The sequence below is a fragment of the Noviherbaspirillum sp. genome (genome assembly GCF_035654295.1).
Lineage (GTDB): Bacteria > Pseudomonadota > Gammaproteobacteria > Burkholderiales > Burkholderiaceae_D > Noviherbaspirillum.
On sequence record NZ_DASRXF010000089.1, the window covers coordinates 1 to 24266 of the forward strand.

The window sequence follows — 24266 nt, forward strand, 5'->3', positions numbered from 1 at the left end:
CGTGGAAGACGAGGTCGAGGCCGAGGGCAATATCCGCATGCGCCGCTTCGGTGACACCTATACCGGCGACGAGCTGCGGCTCAAGATCGAGGCCGGCGAGGGCTATGTCACCAATCCGACCTACCGCCTGGAGCGCAACAACGCACAGGGACGCGCCGACCGCATCGATTTCGAGGGCGAGGACCGGGCCGTGGTGCACGAAGGTTCGTACAGCACCTGCGAAGGCCCCGATCCCGACTGGTACCTGAAATCGGGCCGGCTCAACCTCGACAATGCGCGCGACGAAGGCATTGCGCACCGCACCCTCGTGTATTTCAAGGGCGTGCCCATCCTCGCCGCGCCGGCGATGTCCTTTCCGCTGTCGGACGCACGCAAGTCCGGCGTCCTTCCGCCCACCATCGGCACGACCAGCCGCGGCGGCCTGGAAGTCACGGTTCCCTATTATTTCAACATCGCTCCCAACCGCGACCTGACGCTTTATCCAAAGATTTACGCGCGGCGCGGCCTGCAGCTGGGCGCCGAGGGACGCTACCTGGGCGAGAGCTATTACGGCCAGACGCGCGTCGAATACCTTCCCGACGACCAGCAGACCGGGACCGACCGCTACGCGCTCTCGTCGACGCACACGCAATTCCTGGCGCCTGGCCTGGCCTGGACGTGGAACATCAACAGCGCGTCCGACGACGACTACCCGACCGATTTCTCGCGCACCATCACGGAAGCGACGCAACGCCTGCTCCTGCGCGACACGGCATTGACCTATGTCACCCCGCTGTGGCAAGCCTCGGCGCGCGCATCCAACTACCAGGTGCTGCAGGACCCCGTGGTGCCCATCGTCCGTCCCTACGACCGCCTGCCGCAGATTACGTTCCATGCCGGGAAGCAGGACGTCAACGGCTTCGACTGGGACGTCGATTCGGAAGTCACCCGCTTCTGGCATCCGAGCCTGCTGCGAGGCGACCGCTTCCTGGTCAATCCGCGCATCGCTTACCCGATCCTCAGGCCGGGCTACTTCATCACGCCGCGGTTGTCGCTGCATTCGACCCGGTACCAGCTCGACCGCAACACCCCGGGCGCCGCGGACAACCTGTCGCGCACGCTGCCGACCGTCTCGCTCGACAGCGGCCTGGTGTTCGAGCGCGACGCGCGCTTCTTCGGGAACGCGATGATCCAGACGCTCGAGCCGCGCCTGTTCTACGTCTATACCCCGTACAAGGACCAGTCGGCTTTCCCGAACTTCGACACGGCGGAAGCCGACCTGAGCTTCGCGCAACTGTTCAGCGAGAACCGCTTCATCGGCAGCGACCGCATCAGCGACGCCAACCAGCTGACCGCTGCAGTCATCTCGCGCTACATTGAACCGACGGGTGCTGAGCGCATGCGCTTTGCCGTCGGCCAGCGTTTCTATTTCACGGAGCAGCGCGTGACGCTGGGCGGTGCGCGCAACGAAAGCCGTTCCGACCTGCTCGTTTCCGCCTACGGACAGCTCACCCGGGCATTCAGCGTCGAAGGCAATGTGCAATACAGCCAGACACTGGATTCCATGAGCCGGGCCAACTACGGCGTGCGCTGGCAGCCGGCGCCCAAGCGCGTGCTCAACCTGCAATACCGCCGCGACCGCGTGAACAACCTGGAGCAGATCGACGTGTCGGGCCAATGGCCGCTGGCGCAACGCTGGTACGGCGTGGCACGCGTCAACTACTCCCTGCCCGACAGCAAGGTGGCGGAGGGGCTGCTGGGCATGGAATACAAGGCCGATTGCTGGGTATTCCGCATCGTCGGCCAGCGCACTCCGACCGCGACCGGCCAGACCAACTCGGCGCTTTTCTTCCAGCTCGAACTGAACGGGCTGACCCGCCTCGGCTCCAACCCGCTGGACGCGATACGCGCGAACATCCCCGGCTATCAGCTGGTGAATCAACCTTAACTACACGTTCATCATGAAGACTCTTCAGATCATGCGACTCGCAACATCACCGGCCCGCCACATCGTCGTGGCCGCCGCCGTCCTGTGCGCCGGCCTCGGTCTGCAGCATGACGCCGCCGCGCAGGCGAAGCCGGCCAATACCGCCACAACGGGCACACCGGCCGCACCGCGGGTCTACCTGGCCGATGCGATCCTTGCCGTGGTCAACAACGAAGTGATCACGCGCCAGGAGCTGGTCGACCGGCTGCGGCTGGTGGAGCGCCGCATGAAGAATCAGAACATCGCGCTGCCGCCGCCCGCCGAATTCCAGCGCCAGCTGCTGGAGCGCATGATCCTCGACCGCGCCCAGCTTCAGCTGGCCAAGGAGTACGGCATCCGCATCGACGACGTCATGCTCGACCGCGCGGTCGCGCGCATCGCCGAGCAGAACCGCATGTCGCTGCAGGAATTCCGCGCCACGCTGGAACGCGAGGGCACGCCCTTTGCCCGCTTCCGCGAAGAGATCCGCGAAGAGATCATGATGCAGCGCCTGCGCGAGCGCGAAGTCGATAACAAGATCCAGATCACCGAATCGGAAGTCGACAACTACCTCGCCGAGCAGGGCGCGCCGCAGGGACAGGAATTCCAGCTCTCGCACATCCTGGTGCGCACGCCGGAAAACGCCTCGGCCGAGCAGATCGCCGAGCGCCGCAAGCGCGCCGAAGAGGTGCTGCGGCAGGTCAAGGCCGGCGGCGATTTCGCCAAGCTGGCGGCAACCTATTCGGATGCCACCGACGCGCTCACCGGAGGCGACCTCGGCTGGCGCAACCAGGACCGCCTGCCGCAACTGTTCGTCAATGCGCTCGACGGACTCAAGCAGGGCGAAGTCTCGGGCCTCATCAAGAGCCCGAACGGCTTCCATATCCTCAAGCTCAACGGCACGCGCAGCGCGAGCGTGGTGAAGGCAGCAGGCAATTCCGTGCAGCAGACCCGCGTGCGCCACATCCTGATCAAGGTGAACCAGATCGTCACGCCGGGCGACGCCAAGCGCAAGCTGACGGAACTCAAGCAGCGCCTGGACAACAACGCCGCCAAGTTCGAAGACCTGGCCAAGCTGTTCTCCAACGACTTGTCCGCTTCCCGCGGCGGCGACCTCGGCTGGATCTATCCCGGCGACACCGTGCCGGAGTTCGAGCGTGCGATGGATGCGCTCAAGCCGGGCGAGGTCAGCGAACCGATCGAATCGCCGTTCGGCTACCACCTGATCCAGGTGCTGGAGCGCAAGAAGGATGACGTATCGCAGGAGCGCCAACGCCTCATCGCCCGCCAGGCGATCCGCGAACGCAAGCTGGACGAGGCGACCCAGGACTGGCTGCGCCAGCTGCGCGACCGTGCCTACGTCGAGTACCGCTTCGACGACGCGCGCTGAAACAATGGATAAGCGGCCGACCATTGCCATCACCTGCGGCGAGCCTGCGGGCATCGGCCCTGAGATCTCGATCCGGGCCGCCTGGGAAATGCGCGAGGAAGTGCGTGCGATCCTGATCGGCGATGCGGCGCTGCTGTCGATGACGGCCGCTGATATCGACCCGGCGATCCGCCTGGTCGCGATATCGACGCTGGCCTTCCGCAACAGCGGCCTGCCGCATCTGCCCGCCGGGCAGATTCCGGTCATCGATTGCCCGCTGGCCGAGCCGGCGGTGCCCGGCAAGCTCGATGCGCGCAACGGCAAGGCGGTGCTGCAGACGCTGGACGTGGCGATCCGCTACGCGATGCAAAAGCAGTTCGATGCCATCGTCACCGCGCCGCTGCAGAAGAGCACGATCAACGACGCCGGCGTGCCCTTCACCGGCCATACCGAATACCTCGCCGAGAAGACCGGCACGCCGCAGGTGGTGATGATGCTGGCCGGCGGCAAACCGATGCTGCGCGTCGCGCTCGCCACCACGCATCTGCCGCTGAAGGACGTGCCGGCCGCGCTCACGCAGGACAGCCTGGCGCGCACGATCCAGATCATCCACGCCGACCTGCAGCGCAAGTTCGGCATTGCCGAACCGCGCATCCTCGTCACCGGCCTCAACCCGCATGCGGGCGAGGGCGGCTATCTCGGACGCGAAGAGATTGACGTCATCACGCCGGTGCTGCAGACCATGCAGGCAAATGGGATCGACGCTCGCGGGCCGTATCCTGCCGACACGCTTTTCCAGCCCAAGTATCTCGAAAACGCCGACTGCGTCCTGGCGATGTACCACGACCAGGGCCTGCCGGTGCTCAAGCACGCCAGCTTCGGGCACGGCGTCAACATCACGCTCGGACTGCCGATCATCCGCACCTCCGTCGATCACGGCACGGCGCTCGACCTTGCCGCCGCCGGCATCGGCAAGGCCGATCCGGGCAGCATGTTCGAGGCGGTGAGGGTGGCCGCGCAGATGGCAAGGGCGTCCGCACAAGCAAACTAGTCAAATGAAACATATCCCACGCAAACGCTTCGGCCAGAACTTCCTGACCGACCAGGCGGTGTTGCACGACATCATCCGCGCCATCGATCCGCGCAAGGACGACACGATGGTGGAAATCGGCCCCGGCCTCGCCGCCATGACCAGCCTGCTGCTGGAATCACTCGACCGGCTGCACGTGGTCGAGCTCGACCGCGACCTCGTCGCGCGCCTGAAGAAGCGCTTCGATCCGGCCCGCCTCGAGATCCACGAAGGCGATGCGCTGCAGTTCGATTTCGCGTCGATCCCGGTGCCGGAAGGGAAGAAGCTGCGCGTCGTCGGCAACCTGCCGTACAACATCTCCAGCCCCTTGCTGTTTCATCTCGCCGCGATCGCACCGCGCGTGCAGGACCAGCATTTCATGCTGCAGAAGGAAGTGGTGGAGCGCATGGTGGCGGAACCCGGCGGCAAGGCTTACGGCCGGCTTTCCGTGATGCTGCAGTGGCGCTATTACATGGAACTGCTGTTCGTCGTCCCGCCGACCGCGTTCGATCCGCCGCCGGCCGTGGATTCGGCCATCGTGCGCATGATCCCGCTTGCGACGCCGCTCCCCTGCGATGCGGCCAAGCTGGAGCAGGTCGTGACGAAGGCGTTTTCGCAGCGGCGCAAGGTGATCCGCAACTGCCTGTCCGGCATGTTCACCGAAAGTGAACTGGTGGAAGCCGGCGTCGATCCGCAGGCGCGGCCGGAGGCGGTACCCGTGGAACAGTTCGTCGCCCTGGCGAACCGCCTCTAGCCCTACACCAGCCCGAACCAGCCGAGCACCGCGCCCGCGCCCAACATCCACAGCAGGTGCAGCCGGGTGCGCCAGATGATGATGGCGGAGACTGCCGTCAGTAGCCAGAGCGGCCAGTCCCTTGCCGCATCGTTGTGCGCACTGGTCAGCACCCATCCGGTCGCGACCAGGAGCGCGATCACGATCGGTCCCATCCCCTGCTTGAACGCACGCACGCCGCGCAGGTTGCGGTTGCGGTGGCCCCATTGCGCGGCGAGGTAGGTAAGCGTCGTGCTGGGCAGCATGATGCCGACCATCGTGACCATCACGCCGAACAGCCCCATGAGCAGGCTGCCGGTGTTGATGCCCACATGCCATCCCATCAGCGCGACAAACAGGATGTTGGGCCCGGGCGCCGCCTGTGCGATGGCGATGGAGGCGTTGAACTGCTGTTCCGTCAGCCAGCGCGTCTCGTCCACGAGATAGCGGTGCATCTCGGGCGCCGTGGTGATCGCCCCGCCGACCGACAGCAGCGACAGGGACAGATACTGCACGAACAGTTGCAGCCAGTCTGCCCATTGGAGGGACAAGCCGCTCATGGCTTCAGCTTCCTGTAGGTGAGGAAGCATGCCACGACGCCGAGGCTGGGCAGCACATAGAGCAGCGGCCAGCGCAGCAGCGCGATGGCGATGAAGCAGGCCGCGGCAAAGCCGATGCCGGCCGGCATTCCCAGGGGATAGTTCTTCAGCGTGGACAGCAGCCTGAGCCCGGCGGCGGTGATGAGACCGGCGGCGACCGCACCCATGCCGCGCAATGCACCGGCAAGGCCGGGATGATCGGCGAACTGTGCGTAGACGAAGGTCAGCAGCAGTACCACCACCAGCGGCAGCGACAGCATGCCGGCCAGCGCCGCGAGCGCGCCGGGCAGGCCGAAATAGCGGGCGCCGATCATCAGCGACAGGTTGACGACATTGGGTCCGGGCATGATCTGCGCGACCGCCCATTCCTCCACGAATTCCTCGCGCGTCATCCAGCGCTTCTTCTCGACCAGCTCGTGCTGCACGATGGCGAGCACGCCGCCGAAGCCTTGCAGCGCCAGCAGCGTGAAGGAGAGATAGAGGTCGGAGAGGGACTGCGGGCGCGGACGGTCGTGCGTAGCGTTCGTTACGTGCGAATCCATCCTGTTGCGTTATTCGCCCTTGCGTTCGATCAGTTCGATCTTGTAGCCGTCCGGGTCTTGCACGAAGGCGATGACGGTGTCGCCGCCCTTGACCGGTCCCGCTTCGCGCGTGACGTTGCCGCCGGCCGCCTTCACCTGCTCGCAGGTCTTGTACGCGTCGGGCACGCCGATGGCGATATGGCCGTAGGCCGAACCGAGGTCGTACTTGTCGACGCCGTAGTTGTAGGTCAGCTCGAGTTCCGCATGGTCCGGGTTGGTGCCGTAGCCGACGAAGGCCAGCGTGTACTTCTGTTCCGGCCGGTCGGTGGTGCGCAGCAGGTTCATGCCGAGCACCTTGGTGTAGAAGTCGATGGAACGTTGCAGGTCGCCGACCCGCAGCATGGTGTGAAGAATGCGCATGGAGTATTCCTGTTCAAAAAATGGGCAGCGTGTCGGGGCCACTTTCGCGCAGCACCCGCTTGGCCATTTCGAACTCCGGGAAGATCGATTGCACCGTCGCCCAGAAGCGCGGGCTGTGGTTCATCTCGCGCAGGTGCGACAGCTCGTGCGCGATCACGTAATCGATCATGGGCAGCGCGAAATGGATCAGCCGCCAGTTGAGCCTGATCTTGCCTTCCACGGTGCACGACCCCCACTGGGTCGTGGCCGACGACAAGGCAAACGAATGATAGGTAACGCCGAGTTTTTCCGCGTACACCGGAAGGCGTTCCGCAAACACGCGTTTCGCTTCCAGCTGCAGCCATCCTTGGACACGGTCCTTGAGCTGTTGTTCGCCGGCCTCGGGCGGCAGGCTGACGGTGAGCTCGCGCGTCTCGGCATTGTAGGTCACGCCCGTGGCTTGCGCCGCGAGGATGCGCAAGGCGATGTCATTGCCCAGATAGGGGAGTGTTGCGCCGTCGCACCATTGCATGTGCGGCTGCAGGCGGCGCGCGGAGCGTTCGCGGCGCTCGGCCAGCTTGGTGAGGATCCAGCGCTGCTTGTCGCGGATCGCGTTTTCGATCTCGGCGACCGTCACCCACTTCGGCGCCGTCACGCGCAGGCCGTCCTCATCGATGAGGAAGCCGATGGTGCGGCGCTTGGAGCGCGCGAGGCGGTATTCGAGGAAATGGTCGCGCACCTGTACCCGGCGGCGTCCCGGCTGCGCGACGCTGCCGGGTGTTGCAGGCGCCGGAAAGAGTTCCGGCGCTTCCTTCGGTGCCACCGGCGTCGGCACCGGAGCGGGTTGGTCGACGGCCGGCTGTGCGGAAAAATCCGGAGAGAAAAAGTCGAGCTGCAGCGAGAGCTGGTTGGGGTCAGGCGGAGTCTGGCGTAGCAGCTTCAAGGGAATCCGGGAGGTTGTCTTTTGAATAAATGCCGGGCGAGGAAATCACCCGCATCTCGGATTCTATCCAATTTTCAACTTGTTGCAGTAACTCAGCAGGGGTCTTGCCTTCCGGGGAAATCGGCTTGCCGATCGAAACGGTGATCAGGCCGGGCTTCTTGATGAAGCTGTTTTTCGGCCAGCATTCGCCCGCATTCATCGCGATCGGCACGACCGGCGTATTGGTTTCCACGGCAAGGCGGGTGCCGCCCGCCTTGTACTTGCCCTTCGTGCCCACGAAGGAGCGCGTGCCCTCGGGGAACATGATGATCCATTGGCCGCTCGCCAGGCGCTTGCGCCCATGTGCCACAACCTGGGCGAACGCATCCTTGCCCTTCTGCCGGTCGATCGGGATCATGCGCAGCAGTGCGATGCCCCAGCCGAAGAAGGGAATGTAGAGCAGCTCCTTCTTGAACACATACACCAGCGGGCGCGGGAAGCTGAAGAGGTAAGCGATCGTTTCCCAGGCCGACTGGTGCTTCGAGAGGAGGATGGCCGGCCCGTCGGGCAGGTTTTCGGTGCCCTTGAACTGGTAGCGGATGCCGCACACCGTCTTCGCGCTCCAGATCACGAACCGGTTCCAGAATGACGTCAGGTGGTAGCGTTGGTTGTAGGGAAGCGGCGCAAACAGGAAGCACATGGGTGCCCATACCACGGTCGCGATCACCATCAGGAGTGCGAACACGAGCGAACGCAGGAACAGGATAAAGCTAGACATCGGTTCTCCAGGAACGCCGCCCTAGGGGACTAGGGCCGGCGGATGCAATATTTATGCGGCAGCGGATACGCTTGCCGTCGATTTCAACAGCTGGTCGACGACGGCAGCCAGGTTCGGATAGACCGTCGTTCCCGGCGGCAGCCCGCCCTTGGCATGCGTCTTCTCGCCCTTTCCGGTCAGGACCAGGTAGGGCGTGCAGCCGACCACGAATCCCGCCTGCAGGTCGCGCAGCGAATCGCCGATGGCCGGCACGCCCTTGAGGCTGACTTCGAAACGCTCGGCGATCTCCTGCAGCATGCCCGGCTTCGGCTTGCGGCAGTCGCAGTTGTCGTCGGCGGCGTGCGGGCAGAAGAAGATGGCGTCGATTTCGCCGCCGACCACGCGCACCGCCGCGTGCAGTTTCTGGTGGATCGCGTTGAGCGTGACGATGTTGAACAGGCCGCGCGCAATGCCGGACTGGTTGGTGCAGACCACCACGCGGTAGCCCGCCTGGTGCAGGCGTGCGATGGCTTCGAGCGATCCGGGGATGGGCACCCACTCGTCCGGCGATTTGATGAACTGGTCGGAGTCGTGGTTGATGACGCCATCGCGGTCGAGGATGATCAGTTTCATGCGCGCGTGCTCGTCTGCTCTTGCTACCACTTTATGCCGCCAGTTTCGAGATATCCGCCACGCGGTTCATCATGCCGTGCAGGTCGGACAGCAGGGCGAGGCGGTTGTTGCGCAACTGCTCGTCCTCGGCCATCACCATCACGTCGTTGAAGAAGGCGTCGACGTTGTCGCGGATGTGCGCGAGCGTCTTCAGGGTACCGGTGAAGTCGCCGCTGGCGAATGCCGCGTCGACCTTGGGCTTGAGTTCCGTCATCGCGGTGAACAGGTTTTCTTCCGCCTGCTCCTTCAGCAATTCCTTGCTGACCTTGCCTGCGCCTACTTCCGTCTTCTTGAGGATGTTGGTGATGCGCTTGTTGGCGGCGGCCAGCGATTCGGCTTCCGGCAGGTCGGCGAAGGCCTTCACGGCATCCAGGCGCTCGACGATGTTGTCGAGGCGGTCCGGGTTCTGCGCGACCACCGCTTCGATCGCGCCTTGCGCATAGCCGCGCTCGCGCAGCAGTCCGCGCAGGCGATCCAGCATGAACTCGGTCACTTCAGCGGTGGCGTCCTTGAAGTTGGCATTGCCGGCGAACAGTTGCGCGGTGTCCTGCAGGACGGCCTTGAGCGACAGCGGCAGGCGCTTTTCCACCAGCATGCGCAGCACCCCAAGTGCATGGCGGCGCAGGGCGAACGGGTCCTTGTCGCCGGTCGGCTGCAGGCCGATGCCCCAGATGCCGACCAGCGTTTCCAGCTTGTCGGCGAGGGCGACCACCGTGCCGGTCTGCGTTTCCGGCAGCGTATCGCCGGCGAAGCGCGGCTGGTAGTGTTCGGAAGCGGCGCGGGCCACCTCGTCATGCTCGCCGTCGTGGCGCGCATAGTAGGTGCCCATGATGCCCTGCAGTTCCGGGAACTCGCCGACCATGTCGGTCAGCAGGTCGGCCTTGGCCAGCAGCGCGCCGCGCTCGGCCAGCGCCACGTCGGCGTTCAATGCCTGGGCGATCTTGCCGGCCAGCGTCTTGATGCGTTCGGTGCGCTGCGCCTGGGTGCCGAGCTTGTTGTGGTAGACCACATTCGCGAGGCCGGGCAGGCGGTCCGCGAGTTTCTTTTTCTTGTCCTGCTCGAAGAAGAACTTCGCATCGGACAGGCGCGGACGCACCACGCGCTCGTTGCCGCCGATGATGTGCTGCGGATCGGCGGTTTCCAGGTTGGAGACGATCAGGAAGCGGGAGCGCAGCTTGCCGTTGCTGTCGGTCAGCGCGAAATATTTCTGGTTGGTCTGCATGGTGAGGATCAGGCATTCCTGCGGCACCGACAGGAAAGAGTCCTCGAACTTGCATTCGTAGACCACCGGCCATTCGACCAGCGCCGTCACTTCGTCGAGCAGGCTTTCCGGCATCAGGGTCTTGTCATGGCCGGCCTTGTCGAGCAGCGATGCGCGGATGCGTTCCTTGCGCGCGTTGACGGAGGCGATGACCTTGCCTTGTACTTCCAGCGTCGACGCATAGCTCTCCGCACTGGCAACAGCGATGTCGCCGGACGACAGGAAGCGGTGGCCCAGCGTGACGCGTCCGGCGGACAGGCCGAGGATTGCGATGGGCACGACATCGGCGCCGTGCAGTGCGATCAGCTTGTGCGCGGGGCGCACGAATTGCACGGTGGAGCCGTCGGGGCGCTGGTAGCTCATCAGCTTCGGGATCGGCAGCTTGGCCACCGTGTCTTCCAGCGCGGCCTGCAGGCCGGCGTGCAGCGCGGAGCCGGGCGCGGTATAGTTGTAGAAGAAGCTTTCCGCCTTGCCGTCGGAGGCGCGTTCCAGGTCGGCCAGCGTGAGGTCGGGGAAGCCGAGCGCAGCCAGCTTCTTGGCCAGCGGCGGCGTCGGGTTGCCTTCCTTGTCGAGCGCGACGGAAACCGGCAGCACTTTTTCGCGGATGGATTTGTCCGGCGAGGTGGCGCGCACTTTCGTGATCGAGACGGCGAGGCGGCGCGGCGTGGCATAGGCGGTGGCGACGGCGTCGGCCTCGACGAAATCGCGCGACTTCAGGCCGTTGAAGATACCGGCGGCAAACGCCTCGCCCAGCCGGGCCAGCGCCTTGGGCGGGAGTTCTTCGGTGAGCAGTTCGACTAGCAGTGTCTGGTTCATGTTCTCTTGTCGTCATTCCCGCATGCGCGGGTGGATATTCTTAGGCAGCCTGGCGGGTGTCGCCGCACATCGGGAAGCCGAGCCTCTCGCGGGACTCGAAATAAGCCTGCGCGACCGAACGCGACAGGTTGCGGATGCGGCCGATGTAGGCCGCGCGCTCGGTGACGGAAATCGCGCCGCGGGCGTCGAGCAGGTTGAAGGTATGCGCCGCCTTCAGGATCATTTCGTAGGCGGGCAGGGCCAGCGGCACTTCCATCAGGCGCTTCGCTTCGGCTTCGTAGTTGCCGAACAGCGAGAACAGGAATTCGGTATTGGAGTGCTCGAAGTTAAAGGTCGATTGCTCGACTTCATTCTGGTGGAACACATCGCCATAGGTCAGGCGCTTGGTCACGCCGTGTTCTTCCCATTCGGTCCACACCAGGTCGTACACGTTTTCCACGCCCTGCAGATACATCGCGAGGCGTTCGATGCCGTAGGTGATCTCACCCAGCACCGGCTTGCAGTCCAGTCCGCCCACCTGCTGGAAGTAGGTGAACTGCGTCACTTCCATGCCGTTGAGCCACACTTCCCAGCCCAGGCCCCATGCGCCCAGCGTCGGGTTTTCCCAGTCGTCCTCGACGAAGCGCACATCGTTCTGCTTCAGGTCCAGTCCCAGCGCTTCCAGCGAACCGAGATACAGGTCGAGGATGTTTTCCGGCGCCGGCTTGAGCACCACCTGGTACTGGTAGTAGTGCTGCATGCGGTTCGGGTTCTCACCATAGCGGCCGTCCTTCGGGCGGCGCGACGGTTGGACGTAGGCAGCGCGCCACGGCTCCGGGCCGATGGCGCGCAGGAAGGTCGCGGTATGCGAAGTGCCGGCGCCGACTTCCATGTCGTAGGGCTGGAGCAGGGCGCAGCCTTGCGCGTCCCAGTACTCTTGCAGCTTCAGGATGACTTGTTGAAATGTGAGCATCGTAAGGTGACCTTCGCCGCCGGTCAGGCGGGCTGAGGATGAATGACGGAAAATCGCTAAAACCCTAGATTTTAGCGGGTTTCGAGGGGGTTAGGCAGTTTGTTGCCGCGGGATAAACCCGAAAACCGGGCGGCAAAAAGCAGGAGGATTGCCGCGCCGACGGCCGGGATGTTGCCGTAGCGGCTATACGGCGTCAGGCCGGAAAATCCCTGCACGCTTGCCGACAGCGTGCCCTTTTCGAAGGGCGGCAGTTGGCCGGCGACTTCGCCTGTCGGCCCGATCACGGCAGTTACGCCGGTATTCGTGGAACGCAGCATGGGCTTGCCGGTTTCGATGGAGCGCATCTGCGAAATCTGCAGGTGCTGGGGCAGGGCAATGGAATCGCCGAACCAGGCGATGTTGGACACGTTGAGCAGCATGGTCGCTTCCGGAAGCCGGCCGTCGGCGCTGGCGCGCAACTGGGCCGCAATTTCCTCGCCGAACAAGTCCTCGTAGCAGATGTTAGGCAGCACCCACTGGTCCCGCACCTTGAACGGCGCCTGCAGCAGGCCCGCGCTGTTGAAATCGCCGAGCGGGATGTTCATCATCTGCACGAACCAGCGCGAACCCGGCGGGATGAATTCGCCGAAGGGCACCAGGTGATGCTTGTCGTAACGGTACATTCCCGTGGCACCCGGCGCGATGCCTAGCACGCTGTTGGAATACTGGCGCGGCCCGTCGCTGACGGGAATGCCGATCACGAGATGGCTCTTCGTGGCGGCGGAAAAATCCGCCAGCAGCGGCAGGTAGTCTTCCGGCAGCTGGGTCGACAGCAGCGGGATCGCGGTCTCGGGCGTGGCGATCAGGTCGGCCGGCTTTTCCGTGATCATGCCGTGGTACTGGGCCAAAGTCGCTTCGACCTGCCCGGGCTGGAACTTCATCTCCTGCGGCACATTGCCCTGCAGCAGACGGACCGTCACCGGGCTTCCGTGCGGCTCGGTCCATGCCACGCCGCGCAATCCGAAACCCGCGGCCAGCAGGACGGCGGCGCCGGCGAGCGGAAGCTTTTTCGCCGGCAGCAATGCGATGCTGCCGGCCACCAGCGCAGACAGCAGCGCAAGCCCGTAGACGCCGACCAGCGGCGCATAGCCTGCCAGCGGGCTGTTTGTGTGCGCGTAACCGGAGCTGACCCAGGGGAAGCCGGTGAAGATCCAGCCGCGCGTCCATTCGACCACCGTCCACACCGCCGGCATCACCAGCAGCAGGAAGGCGGTGGAGCCGAGCGACCAGCGTTTCTTCAGCCACGCCGCGCCGCCCGTGCCGAGCGCCATGAAGACGGACAGCCCGGCCCCGAGCAGGATCACCGCCAGCACCGCCATCCAGCCAGGGAGGCCCCCATAGCGGTGCATGCTGATGTACAGCCAGTGCACGCCGGCGATCAGCCAGCCCGAGCCGTAGGCCCAGCCCAGCAGCGCACCGTGCCGGAAACCGGCTTCGCGGTCCAGCATGCGGAACATCAGCGCCAGCGTCGCAATCTGCACCGGCCACAGGCCGAACGGCGCGAACGCCAGCACCGTCGCCGCGCCGGCGGCGAGGGCGGCAAGATAGGCGAGCGGCGATTGGGAAGTCGTCGGGATGCGGGGCTTCAAGCGATGGGCGTCAGTGGATTGTCATTGGTGAACGTCTGCGCGGCCGCCCTTATCACGAGGCGGTGGCAATCGAGCGTTGCGCCAGTTTCTGCACCAGCAGCATATGGACCTGGCGGGCATCGGCGCGCAAGACTTCGAAGCGCACGTCGTCGATGTCGAACACATCTCCCTTGCGCGGCACGCGCCCGAGATGGTTGGCGACCAGGCCGCCGATGGTGTCGACGTCTTCATCCGAGAAGCCGGTGCCCAGGGCCTCGTTGAACTGCTCGATCTCGGTCAGCGCCTTCACACGCCAGCGCAGTCCGCGCGCGCCGTCGTTGACCGGCAGGATGTTATCTTCTTCCTCGTCGTAATCGTATTCATCCTCGATGTCGCCGACGATCTGTTCCAGCACGTCTTCGATGGTGAGCAGGCCGGCCACGCCGCCGTATTCGTCCACCACGATGGCCATGTGGTTGCGGTTGGCGCGGAAGTCGCGCAACAGCACGTTGAGCTGCTTGGACTCGGGAATGAACACCGCCGGGCGCAGCATGTCGCGCACGTCGAAGGACTCATCAGCGTAGTAGCGCAGCAGGTCTTTTGCCAGCAGGATGCCGACCACCTTGTCGCGGTCGCCGTCCACTGCGGGAAAGCGGGAGTGCGCGGTGTGCAGCACCAGCGGCAGCCATTCCTCGATCGGCTTGTTGATGTCGATAACGTCCATCTGGGGACGCGGCACCATGATGTCCCGGGCCGAGAGGTCGGAAACCTGGAATACGCCCTCGATCATGGACAGCGCATCGGCATCGATCAGGTTGCGCTCATGCGCCTCCTGAAGGACCTTGAGGAGTTCTGCGCGATTTTCAGGCTCAGGGGAGATCAGCGCGGTCAGGCGCTCGAAGAGGGAACGCTGAGGTTTGGTGTCAGAAAATTTGGCACCACTAGGGTGATCTTGCATATGGCGAAAAGCCGTTGTTATCGTCGATATAGGATACAACAAATGCGCTTTCGAACCCAGAAATCCGGGGCGCAAGTTGTCTAAAGTCTAACTTTCCGCGTAGGGGTTCGCCTCACCCAGGCTTTCCAGGATTTCAACTTCCAGCGCTTCCATTTCGGCGGCTTCCTCGTCGTTTTCGTGGTCGTAACCCTGGGCATGCAGGACGCCGTGCACTACCAGATGCGCTGCGTGCGCTTCCACCGATTTCTTTTGCTCCGCCGCCTCGCGTTGCAGGACGTCGGTGCAGAGGATGATGTCGGCCTGCGTCACTTCGCTTTCCTCATCCTCGGTATAGGCGAACGTCAGTACGTTGGTGGCGTAATCCTTGCCGCGGTATTCGCGGTTCAGCGTCCGGCCTTCCTCGGCATCGACGAAGCGGATCGTCAGTTCCGCAGGCGCGAACAGGGCCGCCTGTATCCATCGCCGCAACTTGTTTCGCGGAATGGTTTCTTTCAGGCGGGGATCGGGATACTGGACGGACAGGGTGAGTTTATTTTCTTGCGGCATGTCGTGCGGCTGCGTTCTTGGCGGATCCGGAAGCATCGTAGGCATCGACGATGCGTGCGACCAGGGGATGGCGGACGACGTCGGCGCTGGTGAAGTGGGTGAAGGCGATGCCGCGCACGTTGCGCAGGATCTGCACGGCATCGACCAGGCCGCTTTTCTGCGTGCGCTGCAGGTCGATCTGCGTGACGTCACCGGTGACCACGGCCTTGCTGCCGAAGCCGATCCGGGTGAGGAACATCTTCATCTGTTCCGGCGTCGTGTTCTGCGCTTCATCGAGGATGATGAACGAATGGTTCAGCGTGCGGCCGCGCATGTACGCCAGCGGCGCGATCTCGATCACCTGTTTCTCGAACAGCTTCTGAACGCGGTCGAAACCGAGCAGGTCGTAGAGCGCGTCGTACAGGGGGCGCAGATAGGGATCAACCTTTTGCGCCAGGTCGCCCGGCAGGAAGCCGAGGCGCTCGCCGGCCTCCACCGCGGGGCGGGTGAGCACAAGGCGCTTGACCGCGTCGCGCTCCAGGGCGTCCACTGCGCAGGCCACCGCGAGATAGGTCTTGCCGGTACCGGCGGGGCCGACGCCGAAGGTAACGTCGTGCTCGAGAATGGACTTGATGTACTGGCTCTGGTGCGGCGTGCGTCCGCGCAGGTCGTGGCGGCGGGTCTTCAGGACGGGAATTGCTTCTTCCTCGTTGTTTTCTTCTTCCTTCGCCTCGCCGTTCGGCTGGTTCACCGCGCGCTGCTCCACCAGCGCGAGTTGGATGTCCTCCACGGAAATCGCCTTGTCGGCGATCTGGTAAAAGTTTTCCAGCAGTTCCATTGCACGCTGGGAATTGGCGCCGCTGATCACGAACTTCTCGCCGCGGCGGAAGATCGTGACATCGAGTGCGGCCGAAATCTGGCGGAGGTTTTCATCCATCGGCCCGCACAAGTGGGCGAGCCGCTTGTTGTCCAGCGGTTCCGGGATGAAATGTTGGGGCTGTGCGGGAATTTTTGTTTTCAAAATAGGTTGTCGGTATCGCTGAGAGTCACTGTTTGATCACAAGTTCTCCGCGCAGCGAGTGCGGATAAGCGTGCACGATGTTGACGTCGAGCATCTGGCCGATGAGTCGAGCGCCGTTCGGCCCGGCATCGAAATTCACGACGCGGTTGTTCTCGGTGCGTCCCTGGAATTCCTGCGGATTCTTGGTCGTCGGGCCTTCGACGATGATGCGCTGCACGCTGCCCGCCATGCTCTCGTTGATGCGGCGCACATTCGCTTCGATGGTGGACTGCAGGCGCAGCAGGCGCTTGAGCTTGACGTCGTGCGGGGTATCGTCGTGCAGGTTGGCCGCGGGCGTGCCGGGGCGCGGGCTGAAGAGGAAGCTGAAGCTGCGGTCGAAGCCGACGTCCTCGATGAATTTCATCATCGCCTCGAAATCCGCTTCCGTCTCGCCGGGGAAGCCGACGATGAAGTCGCTCGAGATCGTGATGTCCGGGCGCACTTCGCGCACGCGGCGGATCACCGACTTGTACTCCAGCGCGGTATAGCCGCGCTTCATCGCCATCAGGATGCGGTCCGAGCCGTGCTGCGCCGGCAGGTAGAGATGGTTCGCCAGCTTCGGGACCTTGGCGTAAGTATCGATCAGGCGCTGCGTGAATTCCTTCGGATGGCTGGTGACGAAGCGTATGCGCTCGATGCCGGGAATCTCCGCGATGTACTCGATCAGCAGCGCGAAGTCCGCGATTTCGCCATCCGCCATCACGCCGCGGTAGGCATTCACATTCTGGCCCAGCAGCGTGATTTCCTTGACGCCCTGCTCGGCGATGAGCGCGACTTCGGCGAGCACGTCGTCGAAGCGGCGCGACACTTCCTCGCCCCGGGTATAGGGCACCACGCAGTAGCTGCAATACTTGCTGCAGCCTTCCATGATCGACACGTTGGCCACGCCGCCTTCCACCTTGGCCGGCGGCAGGTGGTCGAACTTCTCGATCTCCGGGAAGCTGATGTCGACCTGCGAGCGCCCGCTCTCGCGGCGCTTGCTGATCAGGTCGGGCAGGCGATGCAGGGTCTGCGGGCCGAATACCACGTCGACGTAGGGCGCGCGCTTGATGATGGCCTCGCCTTCCTGCGAGGCCACGCAGCCGCCGACGCCGATCACGAGGTCGGGCCTGGACTGCTTCAGTTCGCGCAGGCGGCCGAGGTCGGAAAACACCTTTTCCTGCGCCTTCTCGCGCACGGAGCAGGTATTGAGCAGGATGACGTCGGCATCTTCCGGCGTATCGGTCTTGACGAGGCCTTCGGACACGTTCAGGACGTCCGCCATCTTGTCCGAGTCATACTCGTTCATCTGGCAGCCAAAGGTCTTGATGAAAACTTTTTTCGGCATGGCTATCGTTGCATGGGATTGATCTGCTTCGCCACCGGCTGGCTGGCTTCCTGCTTGGTCAGGATCCAGACGCGGTCGATCTCTCCCTGGGTGTCTTCAGTGTAGTTCACCACGAGGTTAGATCCGCGCAGGGCGGCGGGCATTTCGATCAGGTTGTTCTCGTTCCAGATGCGCGCGCCCGGCGACAGCCTGCGCTGCTTGCCGTCGATCACGATTTCCGGATGGGCACCCGGCGTCATCTGTCCGCGCTTGGTCGGCGCGGGAAAGGGACGGTCGAATGCCAGCGCAGGCAGGGTCAGTGCCGCGGAAAGAAAGATGGTCAGGAAGGGTCGACGCCACATCTCATACCCCGTTTCGTCGAATCGCCGCAAGGCAGCGATCAGGATTGGAATCCGCTGGGACGGCTCACAGGTTCGGTTCCGGGGCGTCCCGCAGGCGCGAGGCCCGCGTACATGATATTTGAAACGTGCACCGGGGCGGGGCGAATTATAGCACTCTGCCTACACCCCCGGCGGAAGCGGTTTGCTTGTTGGAACTACAAAAGCAAAATGGGTTACGAGCGAACCCGTAACCCATTGGCATCTGGTGGTGATAGGTGGACTTGAACCACCGACCCCAGCATTATGAGTGCTGTGCTCTAACCAGCTGAGCTATATCACCAAAATAGCCCTAAATTATGATGCAACCCGTCAAGCTTGTCAATATCTTGCGGGTGAAAAAATACGTTTCCCTATGGCAGCGCGCCTCGGACGGCATGCTGTACCTGGGCCGTGGCATCCGGTGCAAGGCAATCGATGACAATGCGATCGGGCATCGAGCGAAGCCACGTGAGCTGACGTTTGGCAAGCTGCCGCGTCGCTGCAATACCGCGTTCCCGCATCGTCGGAAAGTCGCAGTCGCCGTCCAGGTATTCCCATGCCTGCCGGTAACCGACGCAGCGCATCGAGGGCAGGCCGAGATGCAGGTCGCCGCGGGCGCGCAGTGCAGTAACCTCCTGCAACAAGCCGTCGCCGGCCAGCATTGCATCGAAACGGGCGGCGATGCGGTCGTGGAGCACGCTGCGGTCCGACGGTTCCAGCGACAGCGGCAGCATGTCGAAGGGCAGCGCTATCTTCTGCTTGCCGGACAGCAGTTGCGACATCGGGCGTCCGGTGAGCGTATGGATTTCCAGCGCACGCTGGATGCGCTGGGAATCGTTCGGCTTCAGTCGTGCGGCAGTCTCCGGGTCGATTTCCGACAGGCGCGCATGCAAGGCGGGTACGCCGAGTTCGGCCGCTTCGGCGTCGAGCCGCGCGCGGATCTCCGGATCGGCCTGCGGCAGTTCGTCCAGCCCGTCGCGCAGCGCCTTGAAATACAGCATGGTGCCGCCGACCAGCAGCGGTAGCCGGCCGCGCTGCACGATCTCGCTTACCAGTCGCAGCGCGTCTTGCCGGAACTGCATCGCGGAGTAGGCGTCGAGCGGGTCGAGGATGTCGATCAGGTGATGCGGTACGGCGGCGCGCTCAGCGGCCGTCGGTTTCGCGGTGCCGATGTCCATGCCGCGGTAGACCAGGGCGGAGTCGACGGAAATGACTTCGCACGGGATCTCCCGCGCCACTTCCAGCGCGGCGGCGGTCTTGCCCGATGCGGTGGGGCCCATGATCGCCACGGCGAGCGGCTTTGCCGGATTGCTCACTTCTTATTGCCCGCGCAGGAACAGTTTGTCGAGGTCGGACAGCGCGAGCTGGACCCAGGTCGGACGGCCGTGGTTGCACTGGTCGGCACGTTCCGTGGCTTCCATCTGGCGCAGCAGGGCGTTCATCTCCGGCAAGGTCAGCGCGCGATTCGCGCGTACCGCGGTGTGACAGGCGAGGGTGCCCAGCATTTCGTTGCGGCGCTCCAGCAGCACGCGCGATCCGCCGAATTCTCGCAGGTCGCGCAAGACGTCGCGCGCGAGGTTCTGCGCATCCGCGTTCTTCAGCAGCGCGGGCACGGCGCGCACGGCGAGCGTGGTGGGCGACAGGGCGCTGATGTCGAAGCCGAGCGATTTCAGCGCGGCCTGGTTTTCTTCGGCCGTGCCGACCTCGACCGCATCGGCATGGAAGGTGACGGGAATCAGCAGCGGCTGCACCTGCAGTGCATCGGCATCCAGCGCATTCTTCAACTGCTCGTACAGGATGCGCTCGTGGGCTGCATGCATGTCGACGAGCACGAGGCCTTTCCTGTTCTGGGCAAGCACGTAAATGCCGTGCAACTGCGCGAGCGCGAAGCCGAGGGGGAATTCTTCATCGGCCTCGGCGGGCATGGGCTGAGGTGCAGCCTGCAGGGACGGCACGGACTGCGGTATCGAGGGTGAAGGACCTGAAAACAGCGCACCGTAATCGGCTGTCGTCTGGGCCACGCCGAGGCCGGATGAAAACTGCATGCCGAACGAGGACTGGCGCTGTTCGCGTATCCAGGGCAAGGCCGCGGACGACGAGACAACCGGTGCCGCCGCGTCATTGTCCCCGCCTGGCGCGGTCTGCGCCAGCGTGCGGCTGATGGCGTGGAAGACGAACTGGTGCACTGCGCGGCTGTCGCGGAAACGCACTTCAATCTTGGACGGGTGGACGTTCACGTCCACCAGCGCCGGGTCGAGATCCAGACCCAGCACGTAGGAGGGATAGCGGTCGCCGTGCAGCACATCCTGGTACGCCGCGCGCACCGCGTGCGTCAGCAGCTTGTCGCGCACGAAGCGGCCGTTGACATAAAAGTATTGCGAATCGGCGCGGGCGCGCGAGGCGGTGGGCAGGCCGACGAAGCCGTGCAGGCGCAAGGGCCCGGCCGATTCGTCGAGGCGCAGCCTTGCACCGGCGAAATCGGCGCCGAGGATGTTTGCGCTGCGTTTTTCGACTTCGCTCACGTTCCAGTGGTCGACGGTCTTGCCGTTGTGCGACAGCGAGAAGGCGACGTCCGGGCGCGACAGTGCGATGCGCCGCACGACCTCGGCGCAATGGCCGAATTCGGTCTGCTCGGATTTCAGGAACTTGCGCCGGGCCGGCGTATTGAAATACAGGTCGCGCACATCGATGGTCGTTCCCTGGGCGCCGGACGAGGGCACAACCTGCCCGGTGTGGCTGCCTGAGATTTCCCATGCGTGCGGTTCCTGCGCGGTGCGCGAGGTCAGCGTGAGCTGTGCGACCGATGCGATGGAGGCCAGCGCTTCGCCGCGAAAACCAAGGGTGCTGACATTCTCCAGATCGTCGAGCGAGGCGATCTTGGATGTTGCGTGGCGCGCAAGCGCAAGCGGCATTTGCGACGGCGGGATGCCGCGGCCGTTGTCGGTGATGGCGATGCGCTTGACGCCGCCTTCCTCCAGCCGGACGGTAATCTGGGTCGCGCCGGCGTCCAGGGCATTCTCCAGCAGCTCCTTGACGACCGCGGAGGGCCGGTCGACGACCTCGCCGGCGGCGATCTGCGAAATCAGATGGTCGGGGAGCGCCTGTATCGGGCGGGGCGGGGTGTGCGGTGCATTCATCCGCGAATTATAACGTCCGTAACGTCCGCTTCCGCGGGTGCCGGCGGCGGTGTAAATGTTTGTTCCATCTCTTAATCCGGGGAAAATCCGTGGTGTATGATTCGCCGTTCAGAACCCGGAGCGAGCATGGACTTTCTGCAATTCTTCGACATGATCCTGCATGTCGACAAGTACCTCGGTACCTTCATCGCCGAGTACGGCACGATGGTGTACGTCGTGCTGTTTGCCATCGTATTTTGCGAGACAGGACTGGTGGTGCTGCCCTTCCTGCCGGGCGATTCCCTGCTGTTCATCGCCGGCGCCTTCTGCGCCACCGGCGCGATGAACGAATGGGTGCTGATGAGCCTGCTGATCATCGCCGCCGTCACCGGCAATACCGTCAACTACTGGATCGGGCGCGCGATCGGAGAAAAGGTCTTCACGCACGATTACCGCTGGCTGGACAAGGATGCCCTGCGCAAGACCCACGCGTTCTACGAGAACCACGGCGGCAAGACGATTATCCTCGCGCGTTTCGTTCCCGTGGTGCGTACTTTTGCACCCTTCGTGGCGGGCGTGTCGGCAATGACCTTCGCGAAATTCCAGTTCTTCAATATCGTCGGCGCGCTGATCTGGGTGATCGGCCTGGTCGTGGCCGGCTACTTTTTCGGCAACATCCCGTTCATCCGCAATCACCTCAACACGATCGTGCTGGTCGGTGTCCTCGCGGCCGTGGTCCCCGTTGCATTGGGCGGCATGTGGAAGGTCTATCAGAAGCTGGCGGGCGGACGGCGCTAGCCCCTTGTCCTCTCCTGGAAAAGAAAATGGCCGCATCTGCGGCCTTTTTTCTTGCTGCCTTCCTGACTCAGGCGGCGACGGCGTCGATCAGCCCCATTTCCGCGCTCGACATCAGCCTGTCGATGTCGACCAGGATGAGCATGCGCTGGTCCACCGTACCGAGGCCGATCAGGTAATCGGTATTGAGCGCCGTCCCCATTTCCGGCGCCGGCTTGACTTGGTCGGCATTGAGCGTGATCACGTCGGAAACGCTGTCCACCACCATGCCCACCACGCGGCCGTTGATGTTGAGGATGATGACGACGGTGAACTGGTCGTAGGTCGGCGTGCCCAGGTTGAACTTGATGCGCATGTCGACGATGGGCACGATGATGCCGCGCAGGTTGACCACGCCCTTGATGAAGTCCGGCGCATTCGCAATGCGGGTCGGCTCTTCGTAGCCGCGCAATTCCTGCACCTTGAGGATATGGATGCCGTACTCTTCCTTGCCCAGTGTGAAGGCCAGGAATTCACGCGCGGCGATATCGTCGGCTGTTTCGACAGCGGTGGCGGTGGTCTGCATCATGTTCCTTGTCCCTTTCAAATTTCCCCTATGCAACAAAGAGTAGCAGACTCTCCGCCACTTTGCGACACTGCAGCGCGGTAAAAGGCAGGCCGGCCGGGGAGGGATGACGGATTGTCAACAGGTCCGGTCAGAACTCTTCCCAGTCGCCGCTGTCCGGTCCTGCCGGACGCGCGGCCGGCAGTGCCGCTGCCCGCGCCGGACGGGCGGGCAGGGCAGGCGTTTTCGCCTTCGGTGCCGGCTGCTGCGCCGTCAGCCGCTTCACCGGCGCATTGCCGTCGCGCAGTTTGAACACGCTGACCACCGCCGACAGGTTGCCGGCCTGTTCCTGCATCGCGCTTGCTGCAGCCGCGGCCTGCTCCACCAGCGCGGCATTCTGCTGCGTGACGTTGTCCATCTGGGTGATCGCCTGGTTGACCTGCTCGATGCCCGCCGTCTGCTCGTTGCTGGCCGCCGCGATCTCGCTGATGATGTCGGTCACGTGGCGCACGCTGGTCACGACCTCATCCATGGTGGTGCCGGCCTGGTCGACCAGCCTGGCGCCGATGCCGACCTTTTCCACGGAATCGCTGATCAATGCCTTGATTTCCTTCGCCGCCGCGGCGGAGCGCTGGGCGAGGTTGCGCACTTCCGCCGCCACCACCGCGAAGCCGCGGCCCTGCTCGCCGGCACGGGCCGCTTCGACGGCTGCGTTCAGCGCGAGGATATTGGTCTGGAAGGCGATGCCGTCGATGACACCGATGATGTCGACGATCTTCTTCGCCGATTCGTTGATCGAGCCCATCGTCTCGACCACCTGCGACACCACGGTGCCGCCCCGGACGGCGACTTCGGATGCCGTCGCCGCCAGCTTGTTTGCCTGCGCGGCGCTGTCCGCATTGTGCTTGACCGTCGAGGTCAGCTCTTCCATCGACGACGCGGTCATCTGCAACGAACTTGCCTGTTCCTCGGTGCGCGCCGACAAGTCCATGTTGCCGCGTGCGATTTCGCTCGATGCATCGGTGATCGTGTCCGTGCCGGCACGTACCTCGCCGACGATGCGCACCAGGCTTTCGTTCATGTCGCGCAGCGCGGCAAGCAGCTGCCCCGTCTCGTCTTCCGATTCGACCGTGACGCGCGTGCTCAGGTCGCCGTCGGCTACACGGCGTGCCACGTGCACTGCACCCTTGAGCGGCGCGGTGATGCTGCGCGTGACATACCAGGCGACGAAGACACCGATGGTCAGGGCGGCGCCGGCGAGCGCCAGGGTCAGCAGGAGTGCGTTGCCGTAAGCGTCGTTCGCTTCGACAGAGGTCTGCCGGGCCAGCTTCTGCTGGTGGGCGATCATCTCGTCGATTGCCTCGACCCAGGCGCGCTGATGCGGGACGACGCTACTCAGCAGCACGGGAATCACATCCCCTTGCTTCTTCGCCAGCGCGATGGCCCTGTCGACGCCGGGCGCGGTAGCGGCCTGGCCGGCCGCGATCTTGCCCAGCAAGGCCTTGCCCGCTCCATCGGTCATCATCTTGCCGAGGGCGGCGGCGCTTTCCTGGTACTCTGCATTGGCCGCGTCGATATGCTTGATCTCGTTGTTGACCTCATCCTCGTTGGTCATCACGGACACGTTGCGCACTGCCACGGCGACACGCATGACGGCCTGGCGCATGTCGTTCAGTTCCTTGGTCACGACATTGTTTTCGTTGATGACCTTGTCCAGGCTGGTATGGATGTTGGACATGCTGGAAAGGCTGGCCAGCGCCAGCACCACCAGGAGAAGCAATACGAGGCCAAAGCCGAAGCCAAGGCGCGTGCCGATGTGAAGATGTCGAAGTTTCATGTGTCCCCCCGCCCGGCAGTGAAATGCCGCGGTTGTTGTCGGTTGAATATGAGAGCACGTCTGGCGCGTGCGATGCGGTAGCCC

At 64.0% G+C, this 24266-nt stretch carries 23 protein-coding genes and 1 tRNA gene; 5 read left to right on the forward strand and 19 right to left on the reverse strand.

Going from position 1 to position 24266, the window contains the following annotated elements; all coding sequences use genetic code 11:
* From VFF99_RS09435 to rsmA, 4 genes are all read left to right on the forward strand, one after another.
* Positions 1–1927: LPS-assembly protein LptD (locus VFF99_RS09435; protein ID WP_325017212.1), on the forward strand; the 1927-nt coding region annotated here is incomplete at its 5' end.
* 31 nt (positions 1928–1958) lie between these two features.
* Positions 1959–3335 (forward strand): peptidylprolyl isomerase, encoded by a 1377-nt coding sequence (locus tag VFF99_RS09440; RefSeq protein WP_325017214.1) that lies wholly within the window; start codon positions 1959–1961, stop codon positions 3333–3335.
* Between the two features lie 4 nt (positions 3336–3339).
* Complete coding sequence (gene pdxA, locus VFF99_RS09445) at positions 3340–4365, forward strand: 4-hydroxythreonine-4-phosphate dehydrogenase PdxA (RefSeq protein WP_325017216.1); 1026 nt, start codon at positions 3340–3342, stop codon at positions 4363–4365.
* Positions 4366–4369: 4 nt separating this feature from the next.
* A complete protein-coding gene (rsmA, locus tag VFF99_RS09450) occupies positions 4370–5137 on the forward strand; it encodes a 16S rRNA (adenine(1518)-N(6)/adenine(1519)-N(6))-dimethyltransferase RsmA (protein WP_325017218.1) in 768 nt (255 codons plus the stop codon).
* A 2-nt stretch (positions 5138–5139) separates the two neighbouring features.
* On the opposite strand, the gene VFF99_RS09455 is transcribed toward rsmA, so the two are convergent.
* The 17 genes from VFF99_RS09455 to mutL all read right to left on the reverse strand — a co-directional run bounded on the left by VFF99_RS09455 (position 5140) and on the right by mutL (position 21027).
* The gene (locus tag VFF99_RS09455) at positions 5140–5715 is read right to left on the reverse strand and encodes a chromate transporter (RefSeq protein WP_325017220.1); all 576 of its coding nucleotides are present in this window, start codon (positions 5713–5715) and stop codon (positions 5140–5142) included.
* A complete protein-coding gene (locus VFF99_RS09460; RefSeq protein ID WP_325017222.1) occupies positions 5712–6296 on the reverse strand; it encodes a chromate transporter in 585 nt (194 codons plus the stop codon). Before VFF99_RS09460 ends, VFF99_RS09455 begins: the two co-directional genes overlap by 4 nt.
* Before the next feature lie 9 nt (positions 6297–6305).
* Positions 6306–6695 carry a lactoylglutathione lyase gene (gloA, locus tag VFF99_RS09465; RefSeq protein WP_325017224.1) on the reverse strand — a complete coding sequence of 130 codons (390 nt, stop codon included), beginning with the start codon at positions 6693–6695 and terminating at the stop codon, positions 6306–6308.
* A gap of 13 nt (positions 6696–6708) precedes the next feature.
* Positions 6709–7617: a SprT family zinc-dependent metalloprotease gene (locus VFF99_RS09470; protein ID WP_325017226.1), complete on the reverse strand. Its 909-nt coding sequence runs from the start codon at positions 7615–7617 to the stop codon at positions 6709–6711.
* Positions 7589–8374, reverse strand: coding sequence for a lysophospholipid acyltransferase family protein (locus tag VFF99_RS09475; protein WP_325017228.1), 786 nt, complete (start codon positions 8372–8374; stop codon positions 7589–7591). The genes VFF99_RS09470 and VFF99_RS09475 overlap by 29 nt, the downstream gene beginning before the upstream one ends.
* 51 nt (positions 8375–8425) lie before the next feature.
* Positions 8426–9016 (reverse strand): D-glycero-beta-D-manno-heptose 1,7-bisphosphate 7-phosphatase, encoded by a 591-nt coding sequence (gene gmhB, locus VFF99_RS09480; protein ID WP_325017230.1) that lies wholly within the window; start codon positions 9014–9016, stop codon positions 8426–8428.
* A 1-nt stretch (position 9017) separates the two neighbouring features.
* On the reverse strand, positions 9018–11102 hold the full coding sequence (gene glyS, locus VFF99_RS09485) for a glycine--tRNA ligase subunit beta (protein ID WP_325017232.1): 2085 nt from the start codon (positions 11100–11102) through the stop codon (positions 9018–9020).
* 40 nt (positions 11103–11142) lie between these two features.
* Positions 11143–12054, reverse strand: a complete 912-nt coding sequence (gene glyQ, locus VFF99_RS09490; RefSeq protein WP_325017234.1) for a glycine--tRNA ligase subunit alpha — start codon at positions 12052–12054, stop codon at positions 11143–11145.
* A 71-nt stretch (positions 12055–12125) separates the two neighbouring features.
* The gene (gene lnt, locus VFF99_RS09495; RefSeq protein WP_325017236.1) at positions 12126–13682 is read right to left on the reverse strand and encodes an apolipoprotein N-acyltransferase; all 1557 of its coding nucleotides are present in this window, start codon (positions 13680–13682) and stop codon (positions 12126–12128) included.
* A 52-nt stretch (positions 13683–13734) separates the two neighbouring features.
* Positions 13735–14619, reverse strand: a complete 885-nt coding sequence (locus VFF99_RS09500; RefSeq protein ID WP_325017238.1) for an HlyC/CorC family transporter — start codon at positions 14617–14619, stop codon at positions 13735–13737.
* An 87-nt stretch (positions 14620–14706) separates the two neighbouring features.
* Positions 14707–15165, reverse strand: coding sequence for an rRNA maturation RNase YbeY (gene ybeY / locus VFF99_RS09505; RefSeq protein ID WP_325017240.1), 459 nt, complete (start codon positions 15163–15165; stop codon positions 14707–14709).
* Entirely contained in the window at positions 15149–16165 is a 1017-nt protein-coding gene (locus tag VFF99_RS09510) for a PhoH family protein (RefSeq protein ID WP_325017242.1), read from the reverse strand. Before VFF99_RS09510 ends, ybeY begins: the two co-directional genes overlap by 17 nt.
* Positions 16166–16190: 25 nt before the next feature.
* Entirely contained in the window at positions 16191–17531 is a 1341-nt protein-coding gene (gene miaB / locus VFF99_RS09515; protein ID WP_325017244.1) for a tRNA (N6-isopentenyl adenosine(37)-C2)-methylthiotransferase MiaB, read from the reverse strand.
* Positions 17532–17533: 2 nt separating this feature from the next.
* A complete protein-coding gene (locus VFF99_RS09520) occupies positions 17534–17872 on the reverse strand; it encodes a hypothetical protein (RefSeq protein ID WP_325017246.1) in 339 nt (112 codons plus the stop codon).
* 242 nt (positions 17873–18114) lie between these two features.
* Positions 18115–18191 (reverse strand) — tRNA-Met (locus VFF99_RS09525).
* Positions 18192–18261: 70 nt separating this feature from the next.
* Positions 18262–19170: a tRNA (adenosine(37)-N6)-dimethylallyltransferase MiaA gene (miaA, locus tag VFF99_RS09530; protein ID WP_325017304.1), complete on the reverse strand. Its 909-nt coding sequence runs from the start codon at positions 19168–19170 to the stop codon at positions 18262–18264.
* A gap of 39 nt (positions 19171–19209) precedes the next feature.
* Positions 19210–21027, reverse strand: coding sequence for a DNA mismatch repair endonuclease MutL (gene mutL / locus VFF99_RS09535; RefSeq protein ID WP_325017248.1), 1818 nt, complete (start codon positions 21025–21027; stop codon positions 19210–19212).
* A 126-nt stretch (positions 21028–21153) separates the two neighbouring features.
* On the opposite strand from mutL, the gene VFF99_RS09540 reads away from it, so the two are divergent.
* Complete coding sequence (locus tag VFF99_RS09540) at positions 21154–21804, forward strand: VTT domain-containing protein (protein ID WP_325017250.1); 651 nt, start codon at positions 21154–21156, stop codon at positions 21802–21804.
* 67 nt (positions 21805–21871) lie between these two features.
* Here VFF99_RS09540 and VFF99_RS09545 read toward each other — a convergent pair whose 3' ends face one another.
* A complete protein-coding gene (locus tag VFF99_RS09545; protein WP_414691521.1) occupies positions 21872–22366 on the reverse strand; it encodes a chemotaxis protein CheW in 495 nt (164 codons plus the stop codon).
* A 130-nt stretch (positions 22367–22496) separates the two neighbouring features.
* Complete coding sequence (locus tag VFF99_RS09550; RefSeq protein ID WP_325017254.1) at positions 22497–24182, reverse strand: methyl-accepting chemotaxis protein; 1686 nt, start codon at positions 24180–24182, stop codon at positions 22497–22499.
* Positions 24183–24266: the final 84 nt, after the last annotated feature.